Source organism: Microbacterium sp. RD1 (assembly GCF_052220165.1).
Classification (GTDB): domain Bacteria; phylum Actinomycetota; class Actinomycetes; order Actinomycetales; family Microbacteriaceae; genus Microbacterium.
On the sequence record NZ_JBQPOL010000002.1, the window covers coordinates 923,176 to 948,829 of the forward strand.

General features: G+C 70.8%; 25 protein-coding genes. 9 read left to right on the forward strand and 16 right to left on the reverse strand.

What is annotated here, in order from left to right:
* Nucleotides 1-19 precede the first annotated feature (19 nt).
* Nucleotides 20-754: a hypothetical protein gene (locus ACTU3I_RS13155; protein WP_442926144.1), complete on the forward strand. Its 735-nt coding sequence runs from the start codon at nucleotides 20-22 to the stop codon at nucleotides 752-754.
* Nucleotides 751-2,070 (forward strand): O-antigen ligase family protein, encoded by a 1,320-nt coding sequence (locus ACTU3I_RS13160; protein WP_442926145.1) that lies wholly within the window; start codon nucleotides 751-753, stop codon nucleotides 2,068-2,070. The genes ACTU3I_RS13155 and ACTU3I_RS13160 overlap by 4 nt, the downstream gene beginning before the upstream one ends.
* Here ACTU3I_RS13160 and ACTU3I_RS13165 read toward each other — a convergent pair.
* A complete protein-coding gene (locus tag ACTU3I_RS13165) occupies nucleotides 2,048-2,656 on the reverse strand; it encodes a serine O-acetyltransferase (RefSeq protein WP_442926146.1) in 609 nt (202 codons plus the stop codon). The two genes, ACTU3I_RS13160 and ACTU3I_RS13165, sit on opposite strands and share 23 nt — an antisense overlap.
* Nucleotides 2,653-2,901, reverse strand: coding sequence for a hypothetical protein (locus ACTU3I_RS13170; protein WP_442926147.1), 249 nt, complete (start codon nucleotides 2,899-2,901; stop codon nucleotides 2,653-2,655). The genes ACTU3I_RS13165 and ACTU3I_RS13170 overlap by 4 nt, the downstream gene beginning before the upstream one ends.
* 110 nt (nucleotides 2,902-3,011) lie before the next feature.
* On the opposite strand from ACTU3I_RS13170, the gene ACTU3I_RS13175 reads away from it, so the two are divergent.
* From ACTU3I_RS13175 to nadE, 3 genes are read left to right on the forward strand one after another with little or no spacing between them, the layout of a single operon-like run.
* Complete coding sequence (locus tag ACTU3I_RS13175) at nucleotides 3,012-3,209, forward strand: hypothetical protein (RefSeq protein ID WP_442926148.1); 198 nt, start codon at nucleotides 3,012-3,014, stop codon at nucleotides 3,207-3,209.
* Nucleotides 3,209-5,203, forward strand: coding sequence for an asparagine synthase (glutamine-hydrolyzing) (asnB, locus tag ACTU3I_RS13180; RefSeq protein WP_442926149.1), 1,995 nt, complete (start codon nucleotides 3,209-3,211; stop codon nucleotides 5,201-5,203). The genes ACTU3I_RS13175 and asnB overlap by 1 nt, the downstream gene beginning before the upstream one ends.
* On the forward strand, nucleotides 5,200-6,192 hold the full coding sequence (gene nadE, locus ACTU3I_RS13185) for an NAD(+) synthase (RefSeq protein ID WP_442926150.1): 993 nt from the start codon (nucleotides 5,200-5,202) through the stop codon (nucleotides 6,190-6,192). The genes asnB and nadE overlap by 4 nt, the downstream gene beginning before the upstream one ends.
* Nucleotide 6,193: 1 nt before the next feature.
* Here the strand turns inward: nadE and acpS are convergent, their stop codons facing one another.
* The 5 genes from acpS to ACTU3I_RS13210 are packed head-to-tail and all read right to left on the reverse strand — an operon-like array spanning nucleotide 6,194 to nucleotide 10,388.
* The gene (acpS, locus tag ACTU3I_RS13190) at nucleotides 6,194-6,583 is read right to left on the reverse strand and encodes a holo-ACP synthase (RefSeq protein ID WP_442926151.1); all 390 of its coding nucleotides are present in this window, start codon (nucleotides 6,581-6,583) and stop codon (nucleotides 6,194-6,196) included.
* The gene (locus tag ACTU3I_RS13195; RefSeq protein ID WP_442926152.1) at nucleotides 6,580-7,407 is read right to left on the reverse strand and encodes a hypothetical protein; all 828 of its coding nucleotides are present in this window, start codon (nucleotides 7,405-7,407) and stop codon (nucleotides 6,580-6,582) included. The genes acpS and ACTU3I_RS13195 overlap by 4 nt, the downstream gene beginning before the upstream one ends.
* Nucleotides 7,391-8,914, reverse strand: coding sequence for a class I adenylate-forming enzyme family protein (locus ACTU3I_RS13200; RefSeq protein WP_442926153.1), 1,524 nt, complete (start codon nucleotides 8,912-8,914; stop codon nucleotides 7,391-7,393). Before ACTU3I_RS13200 ends, ACTU3I_RS13195 begins: the two co-directional genes overlap by 17 nt.
* Nucleotides 8,911-9,564, reverse strand: coding sequence for a polysaccharide deacetylase family protein (locus tag ACTU3I_RS13205; RefSeq protein ID WP_442926154.1), 654 nt, complete (start codon nucleotides 9,562-9,564; stop codon nucleotides 8,911-8,913). Before ACTU3I_RS13205 ends, ACTU3I_RS13200 begins: the two co-directional genes overlap by 4 nt.
* Nucleotides 9,561-10,388: a glycosyltransferase gene (locus ACTU3I_RS13210; RefSeq protein WP_442926155.1), complete on the reverse strand. Its 828-nt coding sequence runs from the start codon at nucleotides 10,386-10,388 to the stop codon at nucleotides 9,561-9,563. The genes ACTU3I_RS13205 and ACTU3I_RS13210 overlap by 4 nt, the downstream gene beginning before the upstream one ends.
* Nucleotides 10,389-10,426: 38 nt before the next feature.
* Between ACTU3I_RS13210 and ACTU3I_RS13215 the strand changes: the two genes are divergently transcribed.
* Complete coding sequence (locus ACTU3I_RS13215; protein ID WP_442926156.1) at nucleotides 10,427-11,290, forward strand: GNAT family N-acetyltransferase; 864 nt, start codon at nucleotides 10,427-10,429, stop codon at nucleotides 11,288-11,290.
* 29 nt (nucleotides 11,291-11,319) lie between these two features.
* Here ACTU3I_RS13215 and ACTU3I_RS13220 read toward each other — a convergent pair whose 3' ends face one another.
* The 6 genes from ACTU3I_RS13220 to coaA form a co-directional block, all read right to left on the reverse strand.
* Entirely contained in the window at nucleotides 11,320-11,580 is a 261-nt protein-coding gene (locus ACTU3I_RS13220) for an acyl carrier protein (RefSeq protein WP_442926157.1), read from the reverse strand.
* Between the two features lie 44 nt (nucleotides 11,581-11,624).
* A complete protein-coding gene (locus ACTU3I_RS13225; protein WP_442926158.1) occupies nucleotides 11,625-12,848 on the reverse strand; it encodes a pyridoxal-dependent decarboxylase, exosortase A system-associated in 1,224 nt (407 codons plus the stop codon).
* Nucleotides 12,845-14,404 carry an acyl-CoA ligase (AMP-forming), exosortase A system-associated gene (locus ACTU3I_RS13230; protein WP_442926159.1) on the reverse strand — a complete coding sequence of 520 codons (1,560 nt, stop codon included), beginning with the start codon at nucleotides 14,402-14,404 and terminating at the stop codon, nucleotides 12,845-12,847. The genes ACTU3I_RS13225 and ACTU3I_RS13230 overlap by 4 nt, the downstream gene beginning before the upstream one ends.
* Nucleotides 14,401-15,744 carry a glycosyltransferase family 4 protein gene (locus tag ACTU3I_RS13235; protein WP_442926160.1) on the reverse strand — a complete coding sequence of 448 codons (1,344 nt, stop codon included), beginning with the start codon at nucleotides 15,742-15,744 and terminating at the stop codon, nucleotides 14,401-14,403. Before ACTU3I_RS13235 ends, ACTU3I_RS13230 begins: the two co-directional genes overlap by 4 nt.
* A complete protein-coding gene (locus ACTU3I_RS13240) occupies nucleotides 15,741-16,847 on the reverse strand; it encodes a DegT/DnrJ/EryC1/StrS family aminotransferase (protein ID WP_442926161.1) in 1,107 nt (368 codons plus the stop codon). Before ACTU3I_RS13240 ends, ACTU3I_RS13235 begins: the two co-directional genes overlap by 4 nt.
* A 298-nt stretch (nucleotides 16,848-17,145) precedes the next feature.
* Nucleotides 17,146-18,096: a type I pantothenate kinase gene (gene coaA, locus ACTU3I_RS13245; protein ID WP_442926162.1), complete on the reverse strand. Its 951-nt coding sequence runs from the start codon at nucleotides 18,094-18,096 to the stop codon at nucleotides 17,146-17,148.
* Nucleotides 18,097-18,194: 98 nt separating this feature from the next.
* Between coaA and ACTU3I_RS13250 the strand changes: the two genes are divergently transcribed.
* Genes ACTU3I_RS13250 through ACTU3I_RS13260 form a run of 3 tightly spaced genes read left to right on the forward strand, consistent with a single transcriptional unit; the run spans nucleotide 18,195 to nucleotide 22,572 of the window.
* Nucleotides 18,195-20,762, forward strand: a complete 2,568-nt coding sequence (locus ACTU3I_RS13250; RefSeq protein WP_442926163.1) for a DUF4062 domain-containing protein — start codon at nucleotides 18,195-18,197, stop codon at nucleotides 20,760-20,762.
* Complete coding sequence (locus tag ACTU3I_RS13255) at nucleotides 20,746-21,603, forward strand: hypothetical protein (RefSeq protein ID WP_442926164.1); 858 nt, start codon at nucleotides 20,746-20,748, stop codon at nucleotides 21,601-21,603. The genes ACTU3I_RS13250 and ACTU3I_RS13255 overlap by 17 nt, the downstream gene beginning before the upstream one ends.
* A gap of 27 nt (nucleotides 21,604-21,630) precedes the next feature.
* The gene (locus ACTU3I_RS13260) at nucleotides 21,631-22,572 is read left to right on the forward strand and encodes a Ppx/GppA phosphatase family protein (RefSeq protein ID WP_442926165.1); all 942 of its coding nucleotides are present in this window, start codon (nucleotides 21,631-21,633) and stop codon (nucleotides 22,570-22,572) included.
* Nucleotides 22,573-22,782: 210 nt separating this feature from the next.
* Here ACTU3I_RS13260 and ACTU3I_RS13265 read toward each other — a convergent pair whose 3' ends face one another.
* From ACTU3I_RS13265 to glmM, 3 genes are all read right to left on the reverse strand, one after another.
* On the reverse strand, nucleotides 22,783-23,292 hold the full coding sequence (locus tag ACTU3I_RS13265; protein ID WP_442926166.1) for a flavin reductase family protein: 510 nt from the start codon (nucleotides 23,290-23,292) through the stop codon (nucleotides 22,783-22,785).
* Nucleotides 23,289-23,831 (reverse strand): NADPH-dependent FMN reductase, encoded by a 543-nt coding sequence (locus tag ACTU3I_RS13270; RefSeq protein ID WP_442926167.1) that lies wholly within the window; start codon nucleotides 23,829-23,831, stop codon nucleotides 23,289-23,291. The genes ACTU3I_RS13265 and ACTU3I_RS13270 overlap by 4 nt, the downstream gene beginning before the upstream one ends.
* A 453-nt stretch (nucleotides 23,832-24,284) precedes the next feature.
* Nucleotides 24,285-25,643 (reverse strand): phosphoglucosamine mutase, encoded by a 1,359-nt coding sequence (gene glmM, locus ACTU3I_RS13275; protein ID WP_442926168.1) that lies wholly within the window; start codon nucleotides 25,641-25,643, stop codon nucleotides 24,285-24,287.
* Nucleotides 25,644-25,654: the final 11 nt, after the last annotated feature.

A 25,654-nucleotide genomic window follows, 5' to 3' on the forward strand; every position in this document is an offset into this window, starting at 1 on the left:
GCAGGGTAGAGGAGCGGGCATGGGCTTGGGGCAGACGTTGCGCGCGTTACAGCGGCGTTGGTATGTGTTGCTCGTCGGGCTGATCGTGACAGGGCTTCTGGGACTGTGGGCGTGGCAGGCGACGCCGCCGACGTATGTCGCACACGGCACGCAGTTGCTCCTGCCGCCGGCCGCGCAGGTGGAGGCGGGCACCCGCAATCCGCTGCTCGAGCTGAGCAGCCTCGACGCTCCGGCCTCGCTGATCATCGGCCAGCTCGACGGGCAGGCGGTGCGTGAGCAGGTGGTCGAGGAGTCGCCCGACGCGGAGTACGTCGTGGAGACCGACCCGTCGTTGCGTGGGCCGACGGTTCTCGTGACGATGTCGGACACCACGGCGAAAAAGGCTCTCGCCTCGCTGGAGTACGTCCTGAATCTCGTGCCCGGCACGCTGGAGCAGCTGCAGGCCGACCTCGAGGTTCCCGCTCCCGCGATCGTCACGTCGATGAGACTGACGACGGATCTGGAGCCCGAGCCCGAGTACAGCAACACTCTCCGCACCCTCGTGGTCGCGATCGGAGCGGGCCTGGTCGTCACCATCGTCCTCGCCGTGGCGCTCGACGGGCTGCTCCGCCGCCGCGCGGTGAAGCGGGCGAACGCCCCGGCGAAGAAGGCGCCGTCCGAGGCGCAAGAACCCGAACCCGACGAGGACGACGAGGAACAGGACGGCCTCGACCGTCTGTTCGACGGGGACAGCAGCCAGCGCTCGTCGCGATGAATCCCTTCGAGACCCCGAGACCCGACGCGGTCACCTGGCTGTTCGTCTACGTCATCGTCCTCTATGCCATCCCGTCGCGCCTGGTCATCGAGCAGCTCGGCAGCGCCGGGGCGCCGTCGATGCTGCTGGGTCTGGCGAGCTTCGGCGGCTGGGCGCTCTTCCAGCTCGGCCGCCCGACCGCGGATGCGGACCGGATGGCCCGGCGCCCGGTTCGGATCGCCGCGGTGGTGTTCCTCCTCCTGATCGCCACGAGCTACCTGGCCGGGATGATCCGCCCCATCGACACCGACGAGGTGAGCCCGGCCGACGTGGCGCTGCTGTCCGTGCTGTCGTGGACGGGCGCGCTGCTGGTGGCGAACGACGGGATCGTCTCGGTGGCGCGCCTGCGATCGCTGACGGGCCTGCTGGCGTGGGCGGGCGGCCTGCTCGCGGTCCTCGCCCTCCTGCAGTTCGTCACCAACGACATCCTCATCGACCGCATCTCCATCCCGGGCCTGCGAGATGCGCAGTTCGAGGTGTTCTCACGGGGCGATTTCGTCCGCCCGTCGGGCACGGCCACCCACCCCATCGAGTTCGGGCTGATCCTCACGATGCTGCTGCCGATCGCCTTGCACTTCGCGTACTTCAGCTCGGAGCGCGGCAGACTGCTGCGCTGGGCGCCCGTCCCCCTCCTCGCCGTCGCGATCGCGCTGACATTCTCGCGATCGGCCTACGTGAGCGTCTTCGTGGCGCTGGCCGTGCTGCTCATCGGATGGCCCCCGCAGCGACGACGCGGCTTCCTCATCGGGATGCTGGTGCTGGCGGCAGCGCTGTTCGCCGCGGTTCCCCGCTTGTTCGGCACGATCAGCTCCCTCTTCCGCAACGTCGGCAACGACCCGAGCATCACCTCGCGGACCGACAGCTACGAGCTCTTCTGGGAGTTCTTCGTCAACGCGCCGTTGCTGGGCCGAGGGCTCGGCACCTTCCTGCCGAAGTACCGGATTCTGGACAATCAGATCCTGATGCTCCTCCTGGGCGCGGGCCTGCTCGGCACCCTCGCCTTCCTGGGCCTCATCGCGGCGGGCATCTGGGTCGCCGTCCGCACGGCGCAGAAGGCGCACGAGTCCTCCTCCCGCGATCTCGCGCTGGCCGGCGCGGCATCCATCGCCGCCGGGGCGGTCGGGCTGACGACGTTCGACGGTTTCGCGTTCCCGATGACGATGGGCACCCTGTTCCTGATGCTCGGGATCGTGGGCGCTCTCTATCGGCTGACCGTGGTGCGCGAGCTCCCCGAACCCATGATCGAGCTCCCGCTCACGACGGCGCGGAGTCGCTGACCCGAAAGTTGATCATCGCGCTGTTGTCGTAGTCCTGGGCGATGACCCTTCCGGGATTGCCCGCGACGAGCGCTCGGGGCGGCACGTCGCGCGTGACGACGGCACCGGCGGAGATCGTCGCGCCGTCGCCGATCGAGATGTCACCGGTGATGATGGCCCCCGGTCCGATCCACACGTCGTCGCCGATGCGCGGAAGACCGTGATCACCGCGCGCGACGCGCTGGCCGATGGTGACGTTGTGGTGCAGGACGCTGTTACGACCGATGATGGCCGGACCGATGAGCACGCCGTGCCGGTGCATCAGGAGCAGCCCGGGGCCGATGCTCGCCCGCCGGTTGATGTCCGCATGGTGCACGTTCGTGTTCCACCGGTTCCACAACCGGTAAAGCGCCAGCGCCGCTGTGCCGCGCACCCGGTGCCGCTGCCTCAGGCGCTCTGCCCACTGCCCGAAGCGGTAGGCGGCGACGCAGTGCAGTTCTGCGTCGAACAGCCACAGGGAGATCAGCTCGCGCAGCCGCGGACGCTCGCCGGCGAAGGTGATCGCGGCGAGCTTTTCGTAGTCGACGCGGAACGCGCCACGGGTCATGGGCGTTTGCGTGCGACGAACGCGGTGATCCGGTCGACGGTGTCGAGATTGTCGGGGACCGTCTCATCGTCGCGCACGGTGATGCCGAAATCCTGCTCCAGGAACTCGATGAGCTCGAGGACGCCCGTCGAATCGATGACGCCCGACTCGATGAGCGAATCGTCGCGTGCCGGGACGCGCGACGCGTCACCGAGCAGCAGGGTCTCGAAGATGAACGACTCGACGCGTTCTGCGATGTCGGTCACGGACCGCCCCCTTGCATGACTCGCATCCGACATCCCGTTGAATGCCGGCGTGCCCTAGTCTGTTCTCGCTCGCGGGATTCCGTCAATTCGCCCGCGCAGGGGGGTCACAGGTGCGCGAGCTGTCACGCACCGTCGAGCAGGAGCTCACGGCGATTGCCGCTCGCGGCGGCGACCCCGTCCTGCGCGCGATCGAGCTGGCCGTGTACGCGGAGGAGGCGGCCGGGGTGGTCGTCCCCGCCGCGGTGTTCGATCTCGGCCCGCACGAGGCGGTGGCCGAGATCCGCCGTCTCATCCTGGGCTCGATCTGATGTGCGGAATCAGCGGCGAGAGGCGGTTCGGCTCCCGAGCGCCCGAGATCGGCACGCAGCTCGCCATGGTCGGCGAGTTGCAGCACCGCGGCCCCGACGGCAGCGGCGTCTACCGCGACGCCGACGTCGCGCTCGGTCACGCCCGCCTGACGATCATCGACGCTGCCGGCGGGACGCAGCCGATGTCCGACGAGTCCGGCGACGTCTGGATCACCTTCAACGGCGAGATCTTCAACTACCTCGAGCTCGCGGACGAGTTGCGCGGCCTCGGGCACCGGTTCCGCACGCGAAGCGACACCGAGGTGATCGTCCGTGCGTGGCTCGAATGGGGCATGGAATGCTTCGCCCGCTTCAACGGGCAGTGGGCGCTCGCGGTGTGGGATCGCCGCACGCGCCATCTGGTGCTGTCGCGGGACCGCGCCGGGATCCTGCCGCTGTTCCACACTCGGGTGGGCGATCGTCTCCTGTTCGCGTCCGAGCCCGCTGCGCTGTTCACCGACCCGGAGGTCCCCCGCGCTTTCGATCCGGCGGGCCTCCAGCAGACGTTCACCCTCTGGTCGACCGTCGCCCCCCGGACCGCCTTCCGCGGCGTGCGGCAAGTGGCGCCCGGCGAGTGCGTCGTCTTCGGTCAGGACGGCATCGAACAGGTCCGTCGCTTCGCCCGACCGGACTTCCCGTCCGCCGCGGACGAGCTGCGGTCCGATATCGCCACCAGCGCCGAGGTCGTGCGGGAGACACTCATCGAGGCCACTCGCCTGCGATTCCTCCGCAGTGACGTCCCCGTCGCCGCCTACCTGTCCGGGGGTATCGACTCCGCGGTCACCGCGGGGATCATCAGCCGGTACACGGACGCCGATCTCGACACCTTCTCGCTGCGATTCGCGGATGCGGAGTACGACGAGGGGGCTTACCAGCAGCTCGTGAGCGAGCGGCTGGGCACGCGCCACCACGCGATCACCGTGAGCGGCAGCGACATCGCCGCTGCGTTCCCCGCCGTGGTGGCCCGCGCGCAGACTCCGCTGTTGCGCACCGCCGCCGCCCCGATGTTCCTTCTGTCCCGTCACGTGAGCGAGAGCGGCTACCGCGTCGTCGTCACCGGTGAGGGAGCGGACGAAACCCTCGCCGGCTACGACCTGTTCCGCGAGGCGGCGGTGCGGCGGTTCTGGGCCCGGGACCCGCAGGCCACCGTGCGCTCGCGCGCCGTGGACGTGCTGTACCCGTGGATGCAGCGCTCCCCGGCACGCGCGCCCGCATTCGCGCGCAGCTTCTTCTCGCGAAACCTCGACCCGGACGACCCCTTCCTGTCGCACCGACCGCGGTGGGACTCCACCGCCGTCCTCACCGGCATGCTCACCGAGGCGTACCGCGCTCCCGGTGCGGGTGATCCGGTGGCGGCCGTGGCCGACCTGCTCCCGGCTGAGGCGGACTCGTGGCATCCGTTGTCGCGAGCACAGTGGCTGGAGATGACCACGCTCCTGCCGGGCTACCTCCTTTCGTCCCAAGGCGACCGCATGCTCATGGCGCACTCGGTCGAGGGGAGATTCCCCTTCCTCGACCCGCGGTTCGAGGCGGCCGCCGCGGCGCTGCCGGCGCGTCACAAGCTCTTCGGCCTCGACGAGAAGCACGTGCTCAAGGCGGCCTTCGCCGATCTCGTCCCGCCCGAGGTGCTCCGTCGCCCCAAACAGCCCTACCGAGCCCCCGATGCCGCGGCGTTCTTCGGAGCCGCCACGCCCGAGTGGCTCGAACAGGTCGTCGATCCCGAAGCCGTCACTCAGGCTGGCGTCTTCCGCCCCGAGATCGTGGCACGCCTCGTGGCCAAATGCCGATCGACCGGGGGCAGCGGGTTGGGCAACGTCGACAACATGCGGCTCGTGGCCGTGCTGTCGACGCAGCTGCTGCATCGCGACCTGATCGCCGGTCCCCCGCCCGGGGGTCGAGAGCCGGCAGAGCCGCTGGTCGTCGTCGACCGGCTCGACGTAATGGAGGCAGGATGAGTGCAGCGTTCGGAGCACACGTGTTCGACCTGGATGCGGAGGAGGAGACGGAGCGCATCGCCGCCACGATTCGCCGAGTCGTGGAGCGTTCGCGACGCAAAGGCGTCGTGGTCGCCGTCTCCGGCGGAATCGATTCGAGCGTGGTCGCGGCTCTCGCCGTGCGGGCGGTCGGGTCCTCCCGCGTCTTCGCGCTGCACCTCCCGGAGAACGAGTCAGCCTCCGAAACCCTTCCGCTCAGCACATCCCTGACGCAGTGGCTCGACGTGGACTCGGCCATCGAGGACATCTCGCCGGTCCTCATGGCCTTCGGATGCTACCGGCGGCGCGACGACGCGATCCGCCGCGTGGTGCCGGAATATGGCGAGGGGTGGCGTTCGAAGATCGTGCTGCCCAGCGTCGTCGACTCGGATGCTTACCGCCTGTACTCCGTCGTCGCCGAATCCCCCGACGGCGAGCGCATCACGCGACGGTTGACCCCCGACGCCTACCTCGAGATCGTCGCAGCATCCAACTTCAAGCAGCGCACCCGCAAGACGCTCGAGTACTTCCACGCCGACCGGCTCAACTACGTGGTGGCCGGGACGCCGAATCGACTGGAGTTCGACCAGGGCTTCTTCGTCAAGCTGGGCGACGGCGCCGCCGACGTGAAGCCGATCGCGCACCTGTACAAGACGCAGGTCTACGCTCTGGCGGCGCACCTGGGCGTGCCGGAGGAGATCCGCTCGCGGCCCTCGACCACGGACACCTACTCGCTGCCGCAGTCACAGGAGGAGTTCTACTTCTCCCTCCCCTACGACCGGATGGACCTGTGCCTCTACGCCCTCAACCACGGCATCGGTGCGGAGGAGGTCGCGGCGGCGACGGGGCTGACACCTGTCCAGGTGAAGCGGGTGTTCCGCGACATCGACCAGAAGAGGCGCTCAACGGCGTACCTGCACGCGGCCCCCGTTCTGGTCGAGCCCGTGGCGGAGGTTCCGCCGCGGGAATGAGTCAGTCGTCCGCGACGCTGAGGACGACTGTCGCGACGACGAGGTCACCCCGGGTGGCCACCGTCACGTGCAGCATCGCATCGGCGCCGGCGAGATCGGCGGCGAAGCCGTGGAGGCTCACGGCCGGTCCAGGCAGGCGGGTGTCGCCGGTTACCTCGATCTGCCGCCACGCCAGCGGCTGCGTCCAGCGGTCGGGCCCGAGCGCCTTCCACACCGCCTCTTTGACGGCGAAGTGCTCCGCGAAGCCGACGGCCGGTCGACGGCGGGCGCGGCACATCTCCACCTCCGCCGGTGAGAACCACCTGGTGGCGAAGCCGTCGCCGGAGCGCTCCAGGAGCCGGGAGAACCGCCGCACGTCGGCGATGTCGATCCCCACCCCCTGAATGCTCATCCGGCGGCGTGCCCGGCGACCACCCGCGCGAACTCGACGGCAGCGGCACGGGCTCCGGCGGCGTTGAGGTGGCCGGAATCGGCCGCGAAAGCCGGATGCAGAGACGGCGGCCCCGCCGCTGGCGCGGCGGAGGCGGTCTCGACGGCGGCGATGTCGAACAGGCGTCCTGTTGCGGCGTACTCCTGGCGCACGAGTTGGTTGAACCGGTCGCGGGCGGCGTTGTGCTCGTCGCCGAGACCGTCGTCTCGGCCGAGCCACGTCTTCACGGTGCTGACGAGGTCGCGCTGGGTCGTCAGCGGCACGGTGGCGGCGATGACCGAGACGTCCGGATGGCGCGACGCGACGGCCTCGAGCGCCTCGCTGTACAGCTCGAAGACGGCGTCCGGATCGGAGGCACCGGTGATGTCGGTGTAGCAGAGCTTCAGCACTGCCACATCGACGGCATCCGCCATCCCGGCGTCGAGGATCGCGGTGAACTCGTCCACCTTGCTCTGCGGGTCGCCGTTCACGCCTACCGACGCATGGGCGATCGTCCCCGCCGACACCGCGCCAGGGACGGTGGTCGCCACGATGCGCTCCTCGTCGGCGACCTCTGCGAGTCCTCCCAGGACGTTGCCGCCGACAGACTGATGAGCGAAGAAGACCCGGCGCTCGCCGAGCGCGTCGAGCTCCGCCGCCGTGAGCTCCTCGGGCAGCTCGGGGGCGGGCACGGCGAGTGAGCGCCAGATCAGGGTGGCAACGACGACGGCCAGCGCGGCGGCACCCCCCACCGCGACCATCCACCCGCGCGATCTCCGACGCGCTCTCTCAGCCCGCGCGGTCATCGTCGACTCCCTCCCGGCCGAGGACCCAGGAGCGGATCTCCCGTTTCACGACCTTCCCGTTCGCGTTCAGCGGCAGCTCGTCGACCATGAGGACCGTCGCGGGCACGGCGTACCTGGGCAGCAGCGCGCGACATCGTGCGATCACGTCGTCCTCGCTCACGTGCGCGCCGCGGCGGACCACGACCGCCAGCGCGACGCGTTCGCCTGCCGCCGCGTCCGGGACGCCGACTGCGGCCGCCGCCACGAGATCGCGGATCTCCATCGCCGCGGCCTCCACGTCCTGGCTCGCGATGCGGTGGCCCCATGATTTGACGAAGTCTTCGCTGCGGTCGATGACGAAGATGTAGCCGTCCTCGTCGACGGTCGCCAGGTCGCCGGTGTGGAGCTCACCCCCCGGCATCTTGCGGGCCGTCGCCTCGGCATCGTGGAGGTAGCCGGGCGACACGTTCTCGCCCCACGCTCTGATCTCGCCGACCTCTCCCGGGGCGACGTCGGCGCCCTGATCGTCCATGACGCGCAGGCGCACCCCGGGGATCCCTCGCCCGATGGAGCCGGGGCGCCGGCTCAGCTCATCCGGGTCCAGCGCCGAGAGCCGGGCGGTCGCTTCGGTCTGTCCGTACATCACGTGCAGGCGGGCGCCCGGGTGGGCCTCGGTCAGCTCGCGCAGGAGCGGTCGCGGGAGTCGTCCGCCGGCCTGCTGCACCATCCGCAGGTGCGGCAGCGCCCGGCGCGGGAACGAGCTGTTGCGCAGCAGCGTGTGGAAGACCGATGGCACTCCCGCGAAGACGGTGCAGCGGTGATCATCCAGCGCGTTCACCACCGTCTCCGGGTAGGCGGTGGAGCCGTGCAGCACCAGGCATGCCCCCGCCCGCAGGTGCGTGTGCAGGAGCGATGCCCCGAAGACGTAGCTGAACGGCAGCACCACGAGCGCCCGGTCGTCGGCCCGAAGGTCGAGGTATCCGAGGATGGAGGCGGTGTTGGCCACGATGTTGCGGTGGGTCAGCCGGACGGCGCGGGGCGTTCCCGTCGTCCCCGACGTGAAGAGGTACGCCGCATCGTCATCCGGCTGGACATCGGCGACGGGCCGGTCCCGCCATCGCACCACGCGCTCGGTCAGTGCGTCGGGGGTCAGCACGACGAACTCCGAACTCTCCTGCGCTCCGAGAGTCCGCGATGCGTTCGGGGCGACCATCGCGATGGAGGCCCCGGCCCAGTGCAGCCGAGCAGCCGCCTCCGCCGGTGGGATGCCGACGGGCAGGGGGACGACCGGCAGCCCCGCCTGCATCGCTCCCAGGTAGGCCGCCACCCAGAACAGTCCGTTGGGGGCGGAGAGCCCCACCGTCGTTCCCGACGCCGGGGCTGCCTCCCGCAGCCGGGCGGCCACCGTCGCCACCGCATCCCGCACCTCTCCATACGTGTGGGTGCGGTCGCCGTCGACCAGAGCGACGGCGTCGTCGGGCGCACCGCCCAGCAGCACCTCCGCGACGTTGGGAGAGGTGTCGGTCATCGCAGCCTCTTCACGATGCTGGCAGCGACGTTGCGGGCTTCGCGCGCGCCCACGCGGCGCTCGATGAGCGTGCGAACCGACGCGGCGTCGTCCCCGGCGGTCACGCTGTAGCGGGCCTGCAGCCACGACGATGCCCGGGCCGGGAACCGATCGCTCGAGAAGACCGCGCGGTATCCCGCCGTCCGCAGGGCCCGCAGTGTCGAGCGGTCATAGCGTCCGAGGGGGAACGCCGCCTCGGTGATCGGTCCGGCGCTGGCCTCCGCGAGCGCCTCACGCGCGTCGTAGAACTCCCGACGGATGTCGTTCGCCGACAATCCCCGCCAGGGCACGTGACTCCACCCGTGGGAACCGACACCCATATCGGCCGCGCGCAGCGATCGCAGCGCGGAGGCGTCGACGCTGTCGCCGTCATCCAGTCTTCCCGCCAGCGCGAAGAACGTCGCCGTCAGACCGCGCTCCTTCAGTTCGGGCAGCGCGATGTCGATGTCGGACCGGTTGCCGTCGTCGAAGCTGAGGCGGACGTTCGGGCGCTCGGCCACATCATCCAGGATGCGACGGAACGGATCGACCGCGATCCAGTAGCGCGCCTCGCCGGGCTCGCGTTCGCGGCTGCACACCCCCACGCCGTGGAAGCACAGGTTGATGATCATGAGGTCTCCTCTCCGAGGGGTGTCCGCGTGCTCGAGTCGCGCCCCCAGGATTCATCGGCGCGGCGTCCGCGGCGGGCCGCGAGGAGCGTCAGCACAACGTACGCGACGGCCGGCAGCGCCAACCAGGGGCGGGGCAGCACCACGTCACGGAGCCACGCCCAACGATCGGCCGGTCGCACACTCTCCCCCAGCACGGAGCGGAGTTGGGCGTTGCCGCGCCGGACTCTCGCGAGACGGTTGAGCAGATCGCGAGTGGTCCGAGGCGCCTCGACCACGACGGCGAAGGACGTGACGACCGTGCGCTCGTCCTCACCGAACTGCGCATCCAGGAACAGGTCGTCGGCGATGACCTCGGGGAAGCCATCGAAGCGCGCACGCCCCTCACGGGAGATCGCGATGACGCCGCGGCCGAAGAGTCCGCGCCGGAAGGCCGGCAGGCGGCTGTTGATCGCGACGTATGCGCGCACCGGCCAGGGCCGTCCGGTCACGTCCATCCGGCGGCTGGGGACCGCCACCAAGGCGCCCTCCTCCACCGCAGCGGCCAGCTCGGCGACCGCCCCCGTCGGCAGCACGATGTCGGCGTCGAGATAGATGCGGGGGAACCCCGTCGCCACGGCGTCACCCGCGTTCAAGGCCGCGGCCTTCCCCGGTGCGCTGCGGTCGACGACCGTCACGCCCGGCCTCGTCGCCCTCTCGACGGTGCGGTCGGTGCATCCGTTCGCGCTCACCACGATCTCGGGCCGGGGCTCCTGCGCGAGCAGTGCGTCGAGGCAGCGTCCGATGACGGCCTCCTCGTCGTGCGCGGCGATGACGATGCTGGTCATGGCCGATCCTCTCCTCGGTCAGCCTCTAGGCTGACGCCATGCCTGCCCGCCCGACCGTCCGCCCGATCGGCGAGGCCGATGTGCCCACCGTTGCGGAGTTCCTCCACCGTGAGCTCAACCCCCGCGTCTCCGTTGCGGCATGGGAGCAGCTGATGCGGCCGCCGTGGTCGGCCGACGCGCCGAACCGGGGTTTCGCGCTCTTCGACGACGCCGGCTCCGTCGTCGGCGCCTATGCGGCCGTGTACTCCGAGCGTCCCGCCCCCGGCGGCACGATCGCCGTGTGCAATCTGGCCGCCTTCTGCGTCCGTGAGGACGCCCGGGCGCACGGACTGCGGCTGATACGGGCACTGCTGGCGCAGAAGGGATACGTATTCACGGACCTCTCCCCCAGCGGCAATGTCGTCGCGCTGAACGAGCGCCTGGGCTTCCGGCGGCTCGACACGGCGACCTGGCTGGCGCCGAACCTGCCGTCGCGCAGACCCGCCGGCGTCCGGCTGTCGGAGGATCCCGACGCGATCGCGCAGGTGCTCACGGGGACGGATGCGTCGGTGTTCCGAGATCACCGACGGGCGGCCGCGGCGCGGCACCTCGTCGTTCAGCGCGGGCGGGACTACGCCTACGTGATCTATCGCCGCGATCGTCGCAAGCGGCTGCCGCTGTTTGCGACGGTGCTGTACGCGGGCGGCAGTGGAGAACTGCTCCGCGAGGCCTGGCCGGCGGTGCGCACGCGACTGGCGCGGCATGGACTGGCCGCAACGCTCGCCGAGCCGCGCCTCCTGGGCTTCGTGCCGTCGCCGGCTCGTGCGATCGCACAGCCGCGCGCCAAGATGGTGCGCGGCGACGGATGGGACGACGCGCAGGTCGACTACGTCTACAGCGAGCTCGCGCTCGTCGCCTGGTGACATCGCCGTCTGCCGCGGGGCACCGGGGATTAAGCGGTGCCGGTCTTGCCGGCGACGAAGTCGGTCAGGGTTCCGACCGTCTCGAAGAGCTCTGCGCCGAATTCGTCATCGTCGATGAGGATCCCCAAGCGGTCCTCCAGGGCGGCGACGAGCTGGACGACACCGAACGAGTCGAGCTCGGGCAGCGCGCCGAACAGGGGCGTGTCGCGGTCGAGTTCCTCGGGTCGCTGCGAGAGCTCGAGTGTCTCGATGAGGACGTCGCGGACGATGTCCACTGTCTGGGTGGTCACGGGTACTCCTTCTTTGCGTGTCGTGTGCGCCGTCGTTCCGGCGATCACACCAGGACTTCTGCGGGGGCGGGGTGGCCCAGGAAGGCCGTCGGGCTCGCCGTCAGACCGTAGGCGCCCGCCTGGAAGATGACGACGAGATCGTCGACGTCGGCGGAGGGGATGTCGACCTTGTCGCCGAGGAGGTCCAACGGCGTGCACAGGCAGCCAACCACCGTGGCGGTCTCGCTCTCGACGCCCAGGCGATCACCGACGGTGAGCGGATAGTTGCGGCGGATGGCCTGTCCGAAGTTCCCCGAAGCGGCCAGCTGATGGTGCATTCCGCCGTCGACGACGAGGAAGGTCGTTCCGCGGGAGACCTTGCGGTCAACGACCCGAGTGACGTACACGCCGCACTCTCCGACGAGGTAGCGGCCGAGTTCGATGACCGGCGTGGCCTCCGGCAGTCGCGCGGCGAATTCCCCGTCGACGAGCTCGTGCAGCGCCGCGGCCACGGCATCCAGGTCCAGCGGGCGGTCGCGATCCACGTAGGGGATGCCGAAGCCGCCGCCGAGGTTCACGTATCGCGGGGGCGTCCGGGAGTGTTCGGCCAGAGACGCGACGAGTTGCACCGTCTCGGCCTGTGCCCGCGCGATGACCTCCGCGTTCAAGTTCTGGGAACCGCCGAACACGTGGAAGCCGATCACATCGACCTCGGCGTCGGCGAAGTCCCGCAGCACCGTGGGGACCTGCTCGGCATCGATCCCGAACTGCTGGGGACCGCCGCCCATCCGCATGCCCGAGCCCTTGATCGCGAAGTCGGGATTGACGCGCACCGCGACAGTCGGGGTCACTCCCGCCGCCTCACCGGCGGCGACGAGGCGACGCAGCTCGCCCGATGACTCGACCTCGACGATGACGCCGGCGGCCACCGCTTGCGCGAGCTCGGCGGAAGTCTTGCCCGGCCCGGCGAAGCTGATCCGGTCGGGGCTCATGCCGGTGTCCAGCGCGACGAGCATCTCGAGAGAGGATGCGACGTCGATGCGGTCGACGCGGCGGGCGAGATGCTGCACGATCGCGGGCATCGGGTTCGCCTTCATCGCGTAGCTCAGTTCGACCCGCGAGGGCAGGGCCGCACGCAGCGTGTCGACCCGCTCGTCCAGCAGACCGCGGTCGTAGGCGAAGAACGGGGTCGACCCGACACGGGCCGCCAACCGGCGCAGCGGTACGCCGCCGACGACGAGCTGACCGTCCTGCACCCCGAAGCGCTCGATGTGCTCCTGCGGGCTCATGCCCCCACCTCCGACCGGATCGCCGCTCGATCGAACTTCCCGTTGGGCGAGCGCGGCAGCTCGTCGCGGACGTGCACGTGCGCGGGCACCATGTACAACGGCAGCACCTGCCGCAGCGCGGCCAGCAGGGCATCGACCTCGGGCGGCGCGTCGCTGCCGGCGACGACGAGCACGATGCGCTGCCCGAGAGCAGCGTCATCGACCCCGAAGGCGACGGCGTCGGCGACGAGGCCGGTGGCGTAGGTCGCCTCCTCGATCTCGGTGGGGCTCACGCGATATCCGGAGGTCTTGATCATCTCGTCCGCGCGGGCGACGAAGTACAGGTACCCGTCCTCGTCGGTCACGACCGTGTCGCCCGACCAGACGGCGCGCTCGGGCGCGCGCCACGGCTGGTCCTCGTGCGGGAACTGCCGGAACCGCTCGGCGGTCCGCTCGGCGTCGTTCCAGTAGCCCAGCGCGACCAGTGGCCCCCGGTGGACGAGCTCTCCCGGTTCTCCGGGGGCGCAGCGCTTACCGTCGGGGTCGAGGACGAGCACCTCCGCGTTCGGGATGGCCTTGCCGATGGAGTCAGGCCGCCGGTCCACCTCCGCCGGATCGAGGTAGGTGGAGCGGAACGCCTCCGTCAGGCCGTACATCAGGTACGGCGAGGCCGTCGGGAAGGTCGCCCGCAGCATGTCGAGGGTCATCTTCGGCATGCGGCCACCGGTGTTCGCCCAGTAGCGGATGCGCCGAGCCGTCTCCTCGGGCCACAGCACGCCGACCAGCTGGCGCCACAGCGGAGGCACGCAGGTCAGTCCGGTCACGCCGTACTGCTCGCAGATCCGCGGCACGTCCCGCGGCAGCAGGTAGTTCATCAGGACGCAGTGCGCGCCGACGGCGAACGACGTGGTCAGCTGACTGAGCCCGGCGTCGAAGCTGAGCGGGAGGACGCTCAGGATGACGTCCTCCGCGGTGTTGCGCAGATAGCTGCTCACGCTCTCCGCACCCACGACGAGGTTGCGGTGGCTGAGCACCACGCCCTTCGGCGGCCCGGTGCTCCCCGAGGTGTACAGGATCGCGGCGGGTTCGCTGTCGACCAGTTCCGGCGGGCGTCGCGCGGTGAAGCTCGCCGCGGAGGGCCACGGCTCCACCGTGCGCCCCTCGAGCGGACGCGGCGGCCCCCCGACGACGACCACGTCCGTGACGGCGGTGTCCGACAGGGCCTCGTCGAGCGGCCCGAGCCGGGCGGCGGAGGTCACGAGCAACCTCGCTCCGCTGTCGCGGAGGATGTGCGCCACCTGGCCGGGCTTGAGGACCGGGTTCACGGGCACGAAGACGGCGCCGGCCGCGGAGGCGCCGAAGATCGCGACGACCGTCTCCAGTCGCTTCTCCAGGTAGATCCCCACGCGATCGCCGCGGCCCACGCCGCGGTCGGCGAGGTGCGCGGCGAACGAGCGCACCTGCCTCCACAGCGTTCCGTACTCCACCGTCTCGTCCTGGAAGGACACCGCGGGAGAGCGCGGTCGCTCGGCGGCCATCCGGGCGAGGAGGTCGTGCATGCCGATGACGATGGTCATGCGCGTGCCCCCCGCTCCCGCAAGAAGCTGTCGAGCTCGGCGGCGTCGTCGAGATCCACGTACGGCCGTCCATGGTCGTCGGCGGTCTTGCGCTCCGTGGTCGGCGGCACCGCCGGACCGGGCTGCGACCAGCCCGTGAGCTCGTCGAAGACCGCGACGTACTTCTCGGCCTGCGGACGCCAGTCGAGTTCGCCGACGACCCGGGCGCGGGCCTGCCGGCCCATCGCCACGCGCAACTGCGGGTCGTCGATGAGACGCTCGACAGCATCCGCGAACGCCGCGATGTCGCCCGACGGCGCGTACAGGACGGTGTCGCCGCCCGACACCCGGGTCTCAGCGAGGTCGAAGGACACCGACGCGAGCCCGTACGCCATGTACTCCATCGTCTTGTTCATGGTCGACACGTCGTTCAAGGGCGTCTTGAGGTCGGGGCAGAGGCCGATGTCGGCGCGGCTCAGATACTCGGCGATCGCCGTTCGGTCCACGCGCCCGGTGAAGACGACCCTGTCGGCCAGTCCCAAGCGGACGCTCTCCTCACGCAACTCCTCCAGGCAGTCGCCGAAACCGAGCATGGTCGCACGGATCTCGGTGCGGCCCCGGCGGTGCACGAGCTCGTCGATGACGGCGAGCGCCCGGTCGACGCCGTCCTGCGGGCCCATGATGCCGAGGTACGCCAGAACGATCTCGTCCTTCGCGCGGGGGGTTTCCGGATGAATCGGTCGCATCTGTTCCGTGTCGGGCCCGCTGCGCACGACGGTCACTTCGCGCGGGTCGCGGTCGCCGCGCGCCACCGCTATCGCCTTGTACGACTCGTTCGTGGACAGGATCCGATGAGCCGCCCGGAAGGTGCGGCGCTCCAGCCAGAGCAGGCCACGGTACTGCAGTCGCGCCGGCAGGCTCTGGGGCGTGCCGAAACGTGAGAGGTACAGCTCGGGGTTCAGGTCGTGATGGTCGAACACGAACAGCACACCGCGAAGGCGCCACAGCAGGGCCAGGAGCCAGTACGTGTCGGGCGGGTTGCAGGCCTGCAGGACGTCGAAGCGCCCGCGGCGCCAGACCCGCAGCGACAGCAGTGCGGTCCGCACCCAGCTGTAGGCGAACTCCCACACGTACCCGAGCAGCCCGCGGGCTTCCGGGGCGGGACGATAGCGGTAGATGTCGACGCCGTCGAGGTGCTCGAACGCATCATCCTGCGGCCCGCGAGGGCAGATGACGCTCACCCGGTACCCGCGCGCGATCAGCGCCCGGCACTCCAGCCAGACCCGCCGGTCCAGCGGCACCGGCAGGTTCTGAACGATGATGAGGACGTGCGGTCCTCCGCCGCGCGCGCGGCCGCTCACGAGTTCACCGCCTGGTGCAGGGCGTCGACGACACGTTCCTGCTGCGCCTGGTCGAGGTGCGGGTGGATGGGCAGAGAGAGGATGCGCGCGGCGGCGTCCTCGGCCACAGGGCAGGTCCCCGCGCGGTAGCCGAGATGCTCATAGGCCGGCGACAGGTACCACGGCTGCGGGTAGTGCACCCCCGCCTCGATGTCGGCACGTCCCAGGGCGGCGCGTACGCCCTCCCGGTCGTCGACCCGGATCACGTACAGGTGCCACGCGTCCTCGTTGCCCGCCATGGTCTTCGGCAGCTGGAGGTGTTCCCCGCCCTCGATGAGCCGATCGTAACGCTCGGCGATCTCGCGCCGACGCGCGTTCCACGCGGGCAGGTGCCGCAGCTTCACCGTGAGCATGGCGGCCTGCACGGCGTCGAGGCGCGAGTTCATCCCGACGACCTCGTGGACGTACTTCTCGCGCGAGCCGTGATTGGCCGCGAGCCGCATGCGCGCGTCGACCTCGGCGTCGTCCGTGGTGATCGCACCGGCGTCGCCGTAGGCGCCGAGGTTCTTCCCGGGGTAGAGCGACGTGGCGGCGGCGAGGCCCCAGGCTCCCGCGCTGCGCCCGTTGCGGCGAGCGCCCTGCGCCTGGGCGGCGTCCTCCACGATCGGCAGTCCGTGTGCGGCGGCGATGGTGGTGAGCTGCTCCATGGGCGCCACCTGTCCGTAGAGGTGAACCGGCACGATCGCGCTCGTGCGCGGCGTCACGGCGGCGGCGACGGCATCCGGGTCGATCAGCAGGTGCACCGGGTCGACGTCGACGGGAACAGGTCGCGCACCGATACGCGACGCGGCTTCGGCGGTGGCGATGAAGGTGTTCCCGGGCACGAGAACCTCATCGCCCGCTTCCACACCGACCGCGCGCAGCGCGATCTCGATGGCGTCGGTGCCGTTGGCCACGCCCAAGCCGTGCGCGGTGCCGACGAAATCGGCGTAGGCGCGTTCGAAGGCGGCCACGTGCGGACCGCCGACGAGGTGCCCCGACCGGATCACGTCGAGGATGAGCGGCTCGAGCTCGGGAGCCAGCTCCGCGTGCTGTGCGGCGACGTCGACGAGCGGAATCCTCAACGCTCGTGTCCCGTCGTCACGCTGTCTTCGTCTCGCTGCCACGCGGTTCGTGCGCGGCACACGCCAAAAATCCCCATGTCGTCCCCCCAGACTCACTGCGCATCTCGCTGCGCGGTACGCACAGCAAGACACTCCCCAGCCGAAACAATAGCGTGCGCGGGCGGGAAACGCCAGCGCGCTCGCGTCTCTCCCACCCCCGGCCCGCGAACCCACCTTCTTCGCCCGAACCCGCCGCCCTGGGCGGCGAAAGTGCGCGGGTTGACGCAGGAGGTGTGGGTTCGGCGAGCGGGCGATGGCGCTACAGCTTCCGCAGCAGCACCCGCTCGACGGTGTGGTTGGCCGCCTTCTGTAGCACGAGCGACGCCCGGTGCCGGGTGGGGAGCACGTTCTCGACGAGGTTCGGCAGGTTGATTTCGCGCCAGAAGCGGAGGGCGCGTTCGACGGCGACCTCGTCGGTGATGTCGGCGAACACCTTGAAGTACGAGTTCGGGTTGCTGAACGCGGCCTTGCGCAACGCCAGGAACCGCTCGACGTACCACTGCTCGATGTGGCCGGCGTCGGCGTCGACGTAGATCGAGAAGTCGAAGAACTCGCTCACCGCGACGTCGTTCGGTGCGGGCGGCGGCTGCAGCACGTTGAGTCCCTCGACGATCACGACGTCGGGGCGGCGCACCGTCACGTGCGCGTCGGGCATGATGTCGTACCGCATGTGGGAGTAGAACGGCGCACGCGCCTCGGCCGCGCCGCTCTTGACCTCGCTGAGGAACTCCACGAGGGCCCGCCGGTCGTACGACTCGGGGAAGCCCTTGCGCTCCATCAGCCCGCGGCGCTCGAGCTCGTCGTTGGGGTAGAGGAAGCCGTCGGTGGTCACCAGTTCCACCCGAGGGGTGTCGGACCAGCGGCTCATGAGCTCGCGCAGCAGGCGCGCGATGGTGGATTTCCCCACGGCGACCGAGCCTGCCACCCCGATGACGAACGGGGTGGTCCCGTCGTCCTCGCCCAGGAAGGCGCTGGTGTCGGCACCGAGCCGCTGCGTGGCCTTGGCGTACAGGCTCAACAGCCGGCTGAGCGGCAGGTAGACCTCGCGCACCTCCTGCAGATCGAGCCGATCGCCGAGGCCTCTCAGCTGCACGACCTCGGTCTCGGTGAGCGGCTGCGGGATCCCCGATGCCATGCGGGCCCATTCGGCCCGATCGATGTCGCGGTACAGGCTCAGCACCTCGGCGGGCGCGGCGGTCTCGGCGGGCACGCGCCCATGCTACTCCCGGCGCTCCGCGCGGCCCTCCCGGCGCGGGGAGGCCCGCGCTATCCTGGCCTCGCGAGAATCCCAGCCCGGAGATGGCGACTATGGAGTCCGACCCGATCAGGACGCCCGACCAACGCCTCCGCGTCTTCGTCAGTTCGACCCTCGGGGAGTTGCAGCCCGAACGAGCGGCGGTACGCGAAGCGGTCGAGAGCCTGCGCCTCGCACCGGTGATGTTCGAGCTCGGCGCGCGGCCGCACCCGCCGCGCTCGCTCTACCGGGCGTACCTCGAGCAGAGCGACATCTTCGTCGGCATCTACTGGCAGAGCTACGGATGGGTCGCCCCCGACGAGCAGATCTCGGGACTCGAGGACGAGTACCGCCTTTCCGGCGACCTGCCGCTGCTCATCTACATCAAGGCGCCCGCTCCCGATCGCGAGGAGCGGCTGAAGGCGATGCTCGCCCGCATCCGCGACGACGACCGCGTGTCGTACAAGTCGTTCCGCGACGCCGCCGAGCTGCGTGAGCTCGTCGCGGGCGACCTCGCCACCCTCCTCGCCGATCGCTTCGACGCCGCCGCCCGCGCGAGCGCACCCGGCCGCGCGGGCGGGTCGAACACCACGCCCGGGAGCGCCATCCCGGCCGCCTACACGCCGATCATCGGCCGCGAGAGGGAGCGCGACGAGATCGTGCGGATGCTGCGCACCCCCGGCACGCGCATCGTCACGCTCGTCGGGCCCGGCGGTATCGGCAAGTCGCGCCTGGCCATCGAGGTCGCGACGACCCTGACGGCAGACACCGAGGTCGCGTTCGTGCTCCTGGAGTCGATCACGTCCCCGGATGACGTCCTCCCCGCCGTCGCGCGGGCGATCGGTGTGCGAGACGCCGGCGAGCGCCCGCTGGAGTCGGCGGTCCTCGCGGCCCTCGACGGCCGCGACCTGCTCCTCGTGCTGGACAACATGGAGCAGGTGCTCGACGCCGCCGACGTCCTCGTCCGGCTGATCACCGCCCTCCCCCTCCTCACCGTGCTCGTGACCAGTCGGTCGCCGCTGCGCCTGCGCGCCGAGCACGTCTACGCCGTGGCGCCCCTAGCCTCCCCCGGCGACGACGAGAGCGTGGCCGCGCTCGAGGCGACCGCATCCGTCGCCCTTTTCCTGGAGCGGACGACCGCCGTCCTCCCGGGCTTCCGGCTGACCCAGGCCGATGCCGCCACGATCGCCGCCATCTGCCGGGCGCTCGACGGTGTCCCGCTGGCCATCGAGCTGGCGGCGGCGCGGATGCGGTCGCACACGCCGCGCGAGATCCTCGAGAAGCTCGACTCGGCCCTGTCGCTGCTGGTCGACGGCGCGCGAGATCTGCCGGCACGACAGCGCACGATCCGCAGCACCATCGAGTGGAGCGCGCGCCTGCTCGACCCGTCGAGCCGTGTCGCCCTCGGCGCCCTCGCCGTGTTCGCGGGGCCGTTCACCCGCGCCGCCGCCGAGGCCACGCTCGCCGGGGCGGAAGGGGTGGACGCCGCGAGCGCCCTGGATGTGCTCGTGGAGGCGAGCCTCGTGCAGCAGCGCGAGCGGCGCGGCGAGCGGGTCTTCACCCTCCTCTCCCTCGTGCACGCGTACGCCGACGAGCTCGGCCGCGACGACGCGGTGCGAGAGCGGTGGTCGGAGCACTATCGCACGCTCAGCGAGACCGCGTCGCGCGACATGACCGGCTCGGAGCAGCTCGGGTGGCTGAACCGCCTCGTCGCCGAGTCGGAGAACCTCGACGCCGTGCTGCAGTTCCTCCTCGACGACCGCCGCGACGACGACCTGGCCCGGATGGCGTGGGCGCTCTATCTTTACGCGTGGCTGGCGGGGCTCCTGGGTAGCCAGCAGACCCGGATGTCGCAGATGCTGGAGCGCTGCGTGCGGGAGGGGATCCCGCTCCGACCGTGGACCGAGGCGGTCGCCCAGTACTACGCGCACGCGATCGAGTTCTGGCAGCATCCCGAGGTCGACGTCGTCCCGGGGCTCACGCGCAGCGCCGACCTCTTCGAGCGATCGGGCGACCCCGGCGGCGCCGCGCTCGCGCGCGTGTCGCTCGGACTGGCACTCCTCGCCCGGACGACCGGCCCCGACGTCCCCGCCGCGCGGGAGGTCCTCACGCGCGCCATCGACGGGTTCTCGTCCATCGGAGATCGCTGGGGCGAGGCCATGGCGCTGGTGACGATGGGCCGCGTGGACCTGCTGCTGGGCGACACCGACGGCGCCCTCACGCGGTTCGAGCGGAGCCTGCAACTGGCCACGGCCAACCGCGAGCGCCTCGGCATCGTGATCGCCGAACATCACCGCGGATGGGCGCGGCTGGCCCGGGGCGACATCGACGGCGCCGCATCCGACTTCCGCGAGGGGCTGCAGGCGTCGCTCGCGCTCGGGCACGACGAGGGCATCGCCTACGGCTTCGAAGGATGCGCCGGGGTCGCGGCGCTGCGCGGCGACGTCGAAGACGCGGGGCTGCTCCTCGGCGCCGCATCCGCCGTGCGACGGCGCATGGGCATGGTCGACAGCGGCCAGGCCGCCCTCTACGCGCCCGCTCTCGCGGCGCTCGACGACGGCGCGCGCGCCGAGCTCGACGCGGCGATCGTCCGGGGCACGGCGATGGCGCCGCAGGAGGTGCTGGATGCCGTGGCGCACTGAGGCTCGCGCCCCTGCCGGCGCGCGCGACGACGCGGTGCTGCGGACCACGCGAGGGGTGGCGCTGGCGATCCTGCCGTTCCTCGTCATCGCGGCGTGCCTGCTCTTCGTCTTCCCCGACCGCACCGGCGAGCTGTTCGCCTGGCCGATCACCCCGCCGCTGTCGGCCTATCTCCTGGCGTCGGCGTACGTGGGCGGCATCGGGTACTTCGCGTGGGTGGTGAGAGAGCGGCGGTGGCACCGCGTCGAGCACGGGTTCCCCGCGGTGGCGGTGTTCGCGGGGGCACTCCTCGGGGCCACCCTGCTGCATCTCGACCGGTTCTCGGCGAACCTGTCGTTCGCGGTGTGGATCGTGCTGTACGCGACGACGCCGTTCGTCGTGACGGCGCTGTGGATCGTGCAGCGGCGCCGTGCGCGCCGAGACGCCGAGCCCGGTGACGTCGTGGTCCCCGCATTCGCCGCGGTGGGGCTCACGGTGATCGGTGCGGCGGCGTTCGTCTTCGGCGCCGTCGTCTACCTCGCCCCGGTGTGGGCCGCCGCCGTGTGGCCGTGGGAGCTCACGCCGCTGACCGGGCGGGTCACCGGAGCCGTGCTGAGCCTCACCGGAGTCGTCAACGTCGCACTGCTGTGGGATCGCCGGTGGAGCGCGTTCCGCGCGCTGTTCTTCGCGCAGCTGCTGAGCCTTGCCGCGATCTGCCTCTCGCTTCTCGCGCGGGCGGCCGACCTCCGGTGGGAACGGCCGCTGACCGGCGTCTTCGTCGCGCTGGTCGCCGGAGCGCTGGCGGCCTACGGTGCCTTCACCGCGTGGTGTGAGACACGTCGCCTGCGTTCGTCGCGCCGCTGAGGGGCGCCGCACCGCTACGCTCTACCCGTGCGCCTCGGGGTTCTGGACATCGGCTCGAACACCGTCCATCTCCTGGTGGCCAACGTGCACGCGGGCGGGCGCCCGACGGCGACGACCAGCCAGCGCACCGTGCTGCGACTGATGCGCTACCTCGAGCCCGACGGGTCGATCTCCCGCGAGGGCGTCACCGGGCTCGTGGATGCGGTGGCGCAGGCACGTGAGACCGCCGCGGCCGAGGGTGTCGACGAGTTGCTGGCCACCGCCACCTCCGCCGTCCGCGACGCGACGAACGGCGAAGCGGTGATCGCCCGCATCGAGGCCGCGCTGGGGCAGCCGCTGCAGGTGCTCGGGGGCGAGACCGAGGCGCGGTACACATTCCTCGCGGTGCGACGCTGGTTCGGCTGGTCGGCGGGGCAGATCCTGCTGTTCGACATCGGCGGAGGATCGCTCGAGCTCGCCGGCGGAGCCGACGAGCTCCCCGACCTGGCCGAGTCGGTGCCGCTGGGAGCCGGCCGCATGACCGTGCAGTTCCTCCCCGACGACCCGCCGAACGACTTCGAGATCGAGGCGCTCCGCCGCCACGCGGCATCCGTCCTCGACCCGGTTGCCGCGCGCTTCGCCGGGCTTCCGCGCCCCGATCACGTCGTCGGATCGTCGAAGGCCATCCGCTCGCTCGCCAAGCTCGCCGGCTATCCGGTGCCCGGATGGTCGGGCATCGAGCGGATGGTGCTCCCCCGCCGCGAGCTGAAGGCCTGGATCCCGCGGCTGGCCCGCATCCCCGCCGCCACCCGGCAGGAGCTCCCCGGCATCACGCCCGACCGGACGTTCCAGATCGTCGCGGGCGCCGTCGTGCTGCACGCAGCGATGAAGGCGCTCGACGTCGAGGAGCTCGAGGTGTCGCCGTGGGCGCTGCGCGAGGGCGTGCTGCTGCGCTACATCGAGTCGCTCGATCGCTCGGTGTCGCCCTGACCCTCCCCCCTTGCGTGAATCGGCTGCTAAATCGACGCATTTAGCAGCCGATTCACGCAAGTCGAGCGGCGCGCCGCGGGCGAACGCATCCGAGGGAGTGCATCTCACGACGGGAGGTCCGGATGGCTCGCGCCCGCACTCCGCTCGTGGAACGCACTCCCCTCGCGCCAGCACTCCGCTCGTGGAACGCACTCCGCTCGTGACGCGGGTTCAGCTCGCGAGGTCTCGCAGGTGCCGGTACGCGCCCTTGAAGAACAGCAGCGGCTCGTGCCGATGCCACTCCGACGGGCTCATCTCGTTCACCTTGCCGATGACGATGTGGTGATCTCCCGCCTCGTGCTCCGCCCAGATGTCGCAGTCCAGCCACATCAACGAATCGTGGATGACCGGGTTCCCCTCGCGGGTCGGACTCCACTCGATCCCGGTCCACTTGTCGGAGCCCTTGCGGGCGAACTGGCTCGAGACGGTGTGCTGGTGGTGCGAGAGCACGTTCACGGCGAACCGTCCGGTGTCGCGGATGCGGGGGTAGGTCGTCGAGTTCGTCATGACGCTGAAAGAGATGAGCGGGGGATCCATCGACACGCTGTAGAACGACTGGCACGTGAACCCGATGGGCCCGTCCTCGTCGATGCCGCTGATGATCGTCACTCCGGAGGCGAAGTGGCCGAGCGCGTCGCGGTACGCGCGCTGGTCGAACGCGGTGCCGTGCTCGATCGTCACCGCGAGACCCCCTCGACCGTGCCGGCGTGCGCGGCCACGCGCGCCAGGCGGGAGAGGTTGCCGCGGTACTCCGCGGCCGCGGCGCTCACGAGCTCGTCGAGGCGGTCCATCTGGCTCGCGACGAAGTAGAGTCCGCGCCCCGGCACGATGGCGCCGAGCTCGGCCAGTAACGGCGCGAGCGAGTGCGTCGGACCCATGGAGTGCGTCTGGTCGGCCCCGGTGAGGAGCGGGATGGCGACGACCCCCGCGAGGCCGTTCGCCGGGTACCGGTCGAGGAAGGCCTTGAGGAGTCCGGTGTAGGTGGCCTTGTATGTCGGCGACGCGAAAACGGCCAGATCGCTCTCGGCGACACTGGCGTTCAGGGCCGCCATCTTCTCGGACGGCCACGCGAAGATGTCGGCCTCGTGGTCGGCCAGGTCGATGAGGGTCAGGTCGAAGGAGCCGGGGTCGAGCAGGTGCTCGACGAGCGCGGTCGCCACCTTCAGGGTGCGTGATGCCGGCTTGGGGTTGCCGACGACGACGGATACGTTCACGGTCATGTCAGTCTCACAATGAGCGGTTGGCAGGATGCAGAGACGCTGACGACGAGCGCGGCGCACGGCGCGCGGGACGAGCGGACGCCGACGTCTCTCATGTTCCACCGTGGTTTTTTGTCACGATGGCCCGCAACGGCTTACGTTGCAGCTCCACTATAGGCAGGCGACTGTTTCGCGGTCGTAACGAAGGTCACACTTCGATATTGCGCCGGAGCGCCCGGCCGAAACCCGGGCCCGCATGCGGCCGCGCGTCATCCGCCGACGTGGACCGACGCGCGCCCGGGGGCCGCGATGTCCCCCCGGAGCCGGCCCACCGGGCGCGCCATCAGGTCCCGGGACCCCCGAACACATCACGCGCGAGACGGCGCGCGATGGTTCACCCCAGGTGAACAAACCATACGTCCGCGGGGGCCGCCCCGCAAGAGATCACGGGATGTCGGACGCCGTGCAGAAAGGTCAGATAGCCAGGCGTTCTCGCACCACGGCCGCGATGCGGTCGGCGTGCGCATGGGCGGATTCCGCATCCGCCGCCTCGACCATCACCCTAACGAGTGACTCGGTTCCGGAGGCGCGCAGCAGCACGCGTCCGCTGTCGCCCAGCTCGGCGGTCACGGCGGCGACTTCGGCCTGCACGACCTCCTCGGTGGCCACGCGCGTGCGGTCGACGTCGCGCACGTTGACGAGCACCTGCGGATACACGGTCATCACCGACGCCAGCTCGGCGAGCGACTTCTGCTGCCGCGCCATCTCGGCCACGATGTGCAGGCCGGTGAGCAGGCCGTCGCCGGTCGTGGCGAACTCGCTCATGATGACGTGACCCGACTGCTCGCCGCCGAGCGCGTATCCGTGCGCGTTCATCGCCTCGAGCACGTACCGGTCGCCGACGGCGGTCTGCACGACCCGGATGCCGTGATCGGCCATCGCCCGGTGGAGGCCGAGGTTGCTCATCACCGTCGCCACGAGAGTGTCGTCGACGAGGTGCCCACGCTCCTTCATCGCGACCGCGAGGATCGCCATGATCTGGTCGCCGTCGACGATGTTGCCCTGCGCGTCGACCGCCAGGCACCGGTCGGCGTCGCCGTCGTGGGCGATCCCCACGTCGGCACCGACGGCGCGAACCTTCTCGGCGATCACGTCGAGGTGGGTCGAGCCCACGCCGTCGTTGATGTTGAGCCCGTCGGGATCGGCACCGATCACGGTCACCTGCGCGCCGGCGTCCTTGAACGTCTCGGGCGACACCCCGGCGGCAGCGCCGTGCGCGCAGTCCAGCACGACGTGGATGCCGTCGAGTCGGTGAGGGAGCGAGCCGAGCAGGTGCACGACGTAGCGGTCTTCGGCATCCGCGAACCGGCGGATGCGGCCGACGCCCGCGCCCGTGGGCTGGAGCTTGTCCCACTCCAGCGCCGCCTCGATGCGCTGCTCGACGAGGTCGGGGAGCTTCACGCCGCCGCGGGCGAAGATCTTGATGCCGTTGTCGGGGGCGGGGTTGTGGGAGGCCGAGACCATGACCCCGAAGTCGGCGTCGATGTCGCCGATGAGGAAGGCGGCGGCCGGCGTCGGGATGACACCGGCGTCGAGCACGTCCACGCCGGAGGAGGCGAGGCCGGCGGCCACGGCCGCGGTGAGGAACTCGCCGGAGACGCGCGGGTCGCGCGCGACGACGGCGGTGAGGCGCTTACCCGCCGCGCGGCGCGCGTCGGCGGTACGTCCCTGGCCCAGGACGACGGCGGTCGCCTGGGCCAGGTGCAGTGCGAGGTCGGCGGTGAGGGGGCCGTTGGCCAGCCCCCGCACCCCGTCCGTGCCGAAAAGCGGCATGGATGGAGCCG

Bases quoted from the DNA above. Each gene is read 5' to 3' on its own strand.
- ACTU3I_RS13155 (WP_442926144.1), top strand. From the start codon at position 20: ATGGGCTTGGGGCAGACGTTGCGCGCGTTACAGCGGCGTTGGTATGTG.
- ACTU3I_RS13160 (WP_442926145.1), top strand. From the start codon at position 751: ATGAATCCCTTCGAGACCCCGAGACCCGACGCGGTCACCTGGCTGTTC.
- ACTU3I_RS13165 (WP_442926146.1), bottom strand. From the start codon at position 2,656: ATGACCCGTGGCGCGTTCCGCGTCGACTACGAAAAGCTCGCCGCGATC.
- asnB (WP_442926149.1), top strand. From the start codon at position 3,209: ATGTGCGGAATCAGCGGCGAGAGGCGGTTCGGCTCCCGAGCGCCCGAG.
- nadE (WP_442926150.1), top strand. From the start codon at position 5,200: ATGAGTGCAGCGTTCGGAGCACACGTGTTCGACCTGGATGCGGAGGAG.
- acpS (WP_442926151.1), bottom strand. From the start codon at position 6,583: ATGAGCATTCAGGGGGTGGGGATCGACATCGCCGACGTGCGGCGGTTC.
- ACTU3I_RS13195 (WP_442926152.1), bottom strand. From the start codon at position 7,407: ATGACCGCGCGGGCTGAGAGAGCGCGTCGGAGATCGCGCGGGTGGATG.
- ACTU3I_RS13200 (WP_442926153.1), bottom strand. From the start codon at position 8,914: ATGACCGACACCTCTCCCAACGTCGCGGAGGTGCTGCTGGGCGGTGCG.
- ACTU3I_RS13205 (WP_442926154.1), bottom strand. From the start codon at position 9,564: ATGATCATCAACCTGTGCTTCCACGGCGTGGGGGTGTGCAGCCGCGAA.
- ACTU3I_RS13210 (WP_442926155.1), bottom strand. From the start codon at position 10,388: ATGACCAGCATCGTCATCGCCGCGCACGACGAGGAGGCCGTCATCGGA.
- ACTU3I_RS13215 (WP_442926156.1), top strand. From the start codon at position 10,427: ATGCCTGCCCGCCCGACCGTCCGCCCGATCGGCGAGGCCGATGTGCCC.
- ACTU3I_RS13225 (WP_442926158.1), bottom strand. From the start codon at position 12,848: ATGAGCCCGCAGGAGCACATCGAGCGCTTCGGGGTGCAGGACGGTCAG.
- ACTU3I_RS13230 (WP_442926159.1), bottom strand. From the start codon at position 14,404: ATGACCATCGTCATCGGCATGCACGACCTCCTCGCCCGGATGGCCGCC.
- ACTU3I_RS13250 (WP_442926163.1), top strand. From the start codon at position 18,195: ATGGAGTCCGACCCGATCAGGACGCCCGACCAACGCCTCCGCGTCTTC.
- ACTU3I_RS13255 (WP_442926164.1), top strand. From the start codon at position 20,746: ATGCCGTGGCGCACTGAGGCTCGCGCCCCTGCCGGCGCGCGCGACGAC.
- ACTU3I_RS13270 (WP_442926167.1), bottom strand. From the start codon at position 23,831: ATGACCGTGAACGTATCCGTCGTCGTCGGCAACCCCAAGCCGGCATCA.
- glmM (WP_442926168.1), bottom strand. From the start codon at position 25,643: ATGCCGCTTTTCGGCACGGACGGGGTGCGGGGGCTGGCCAACGGCCCC.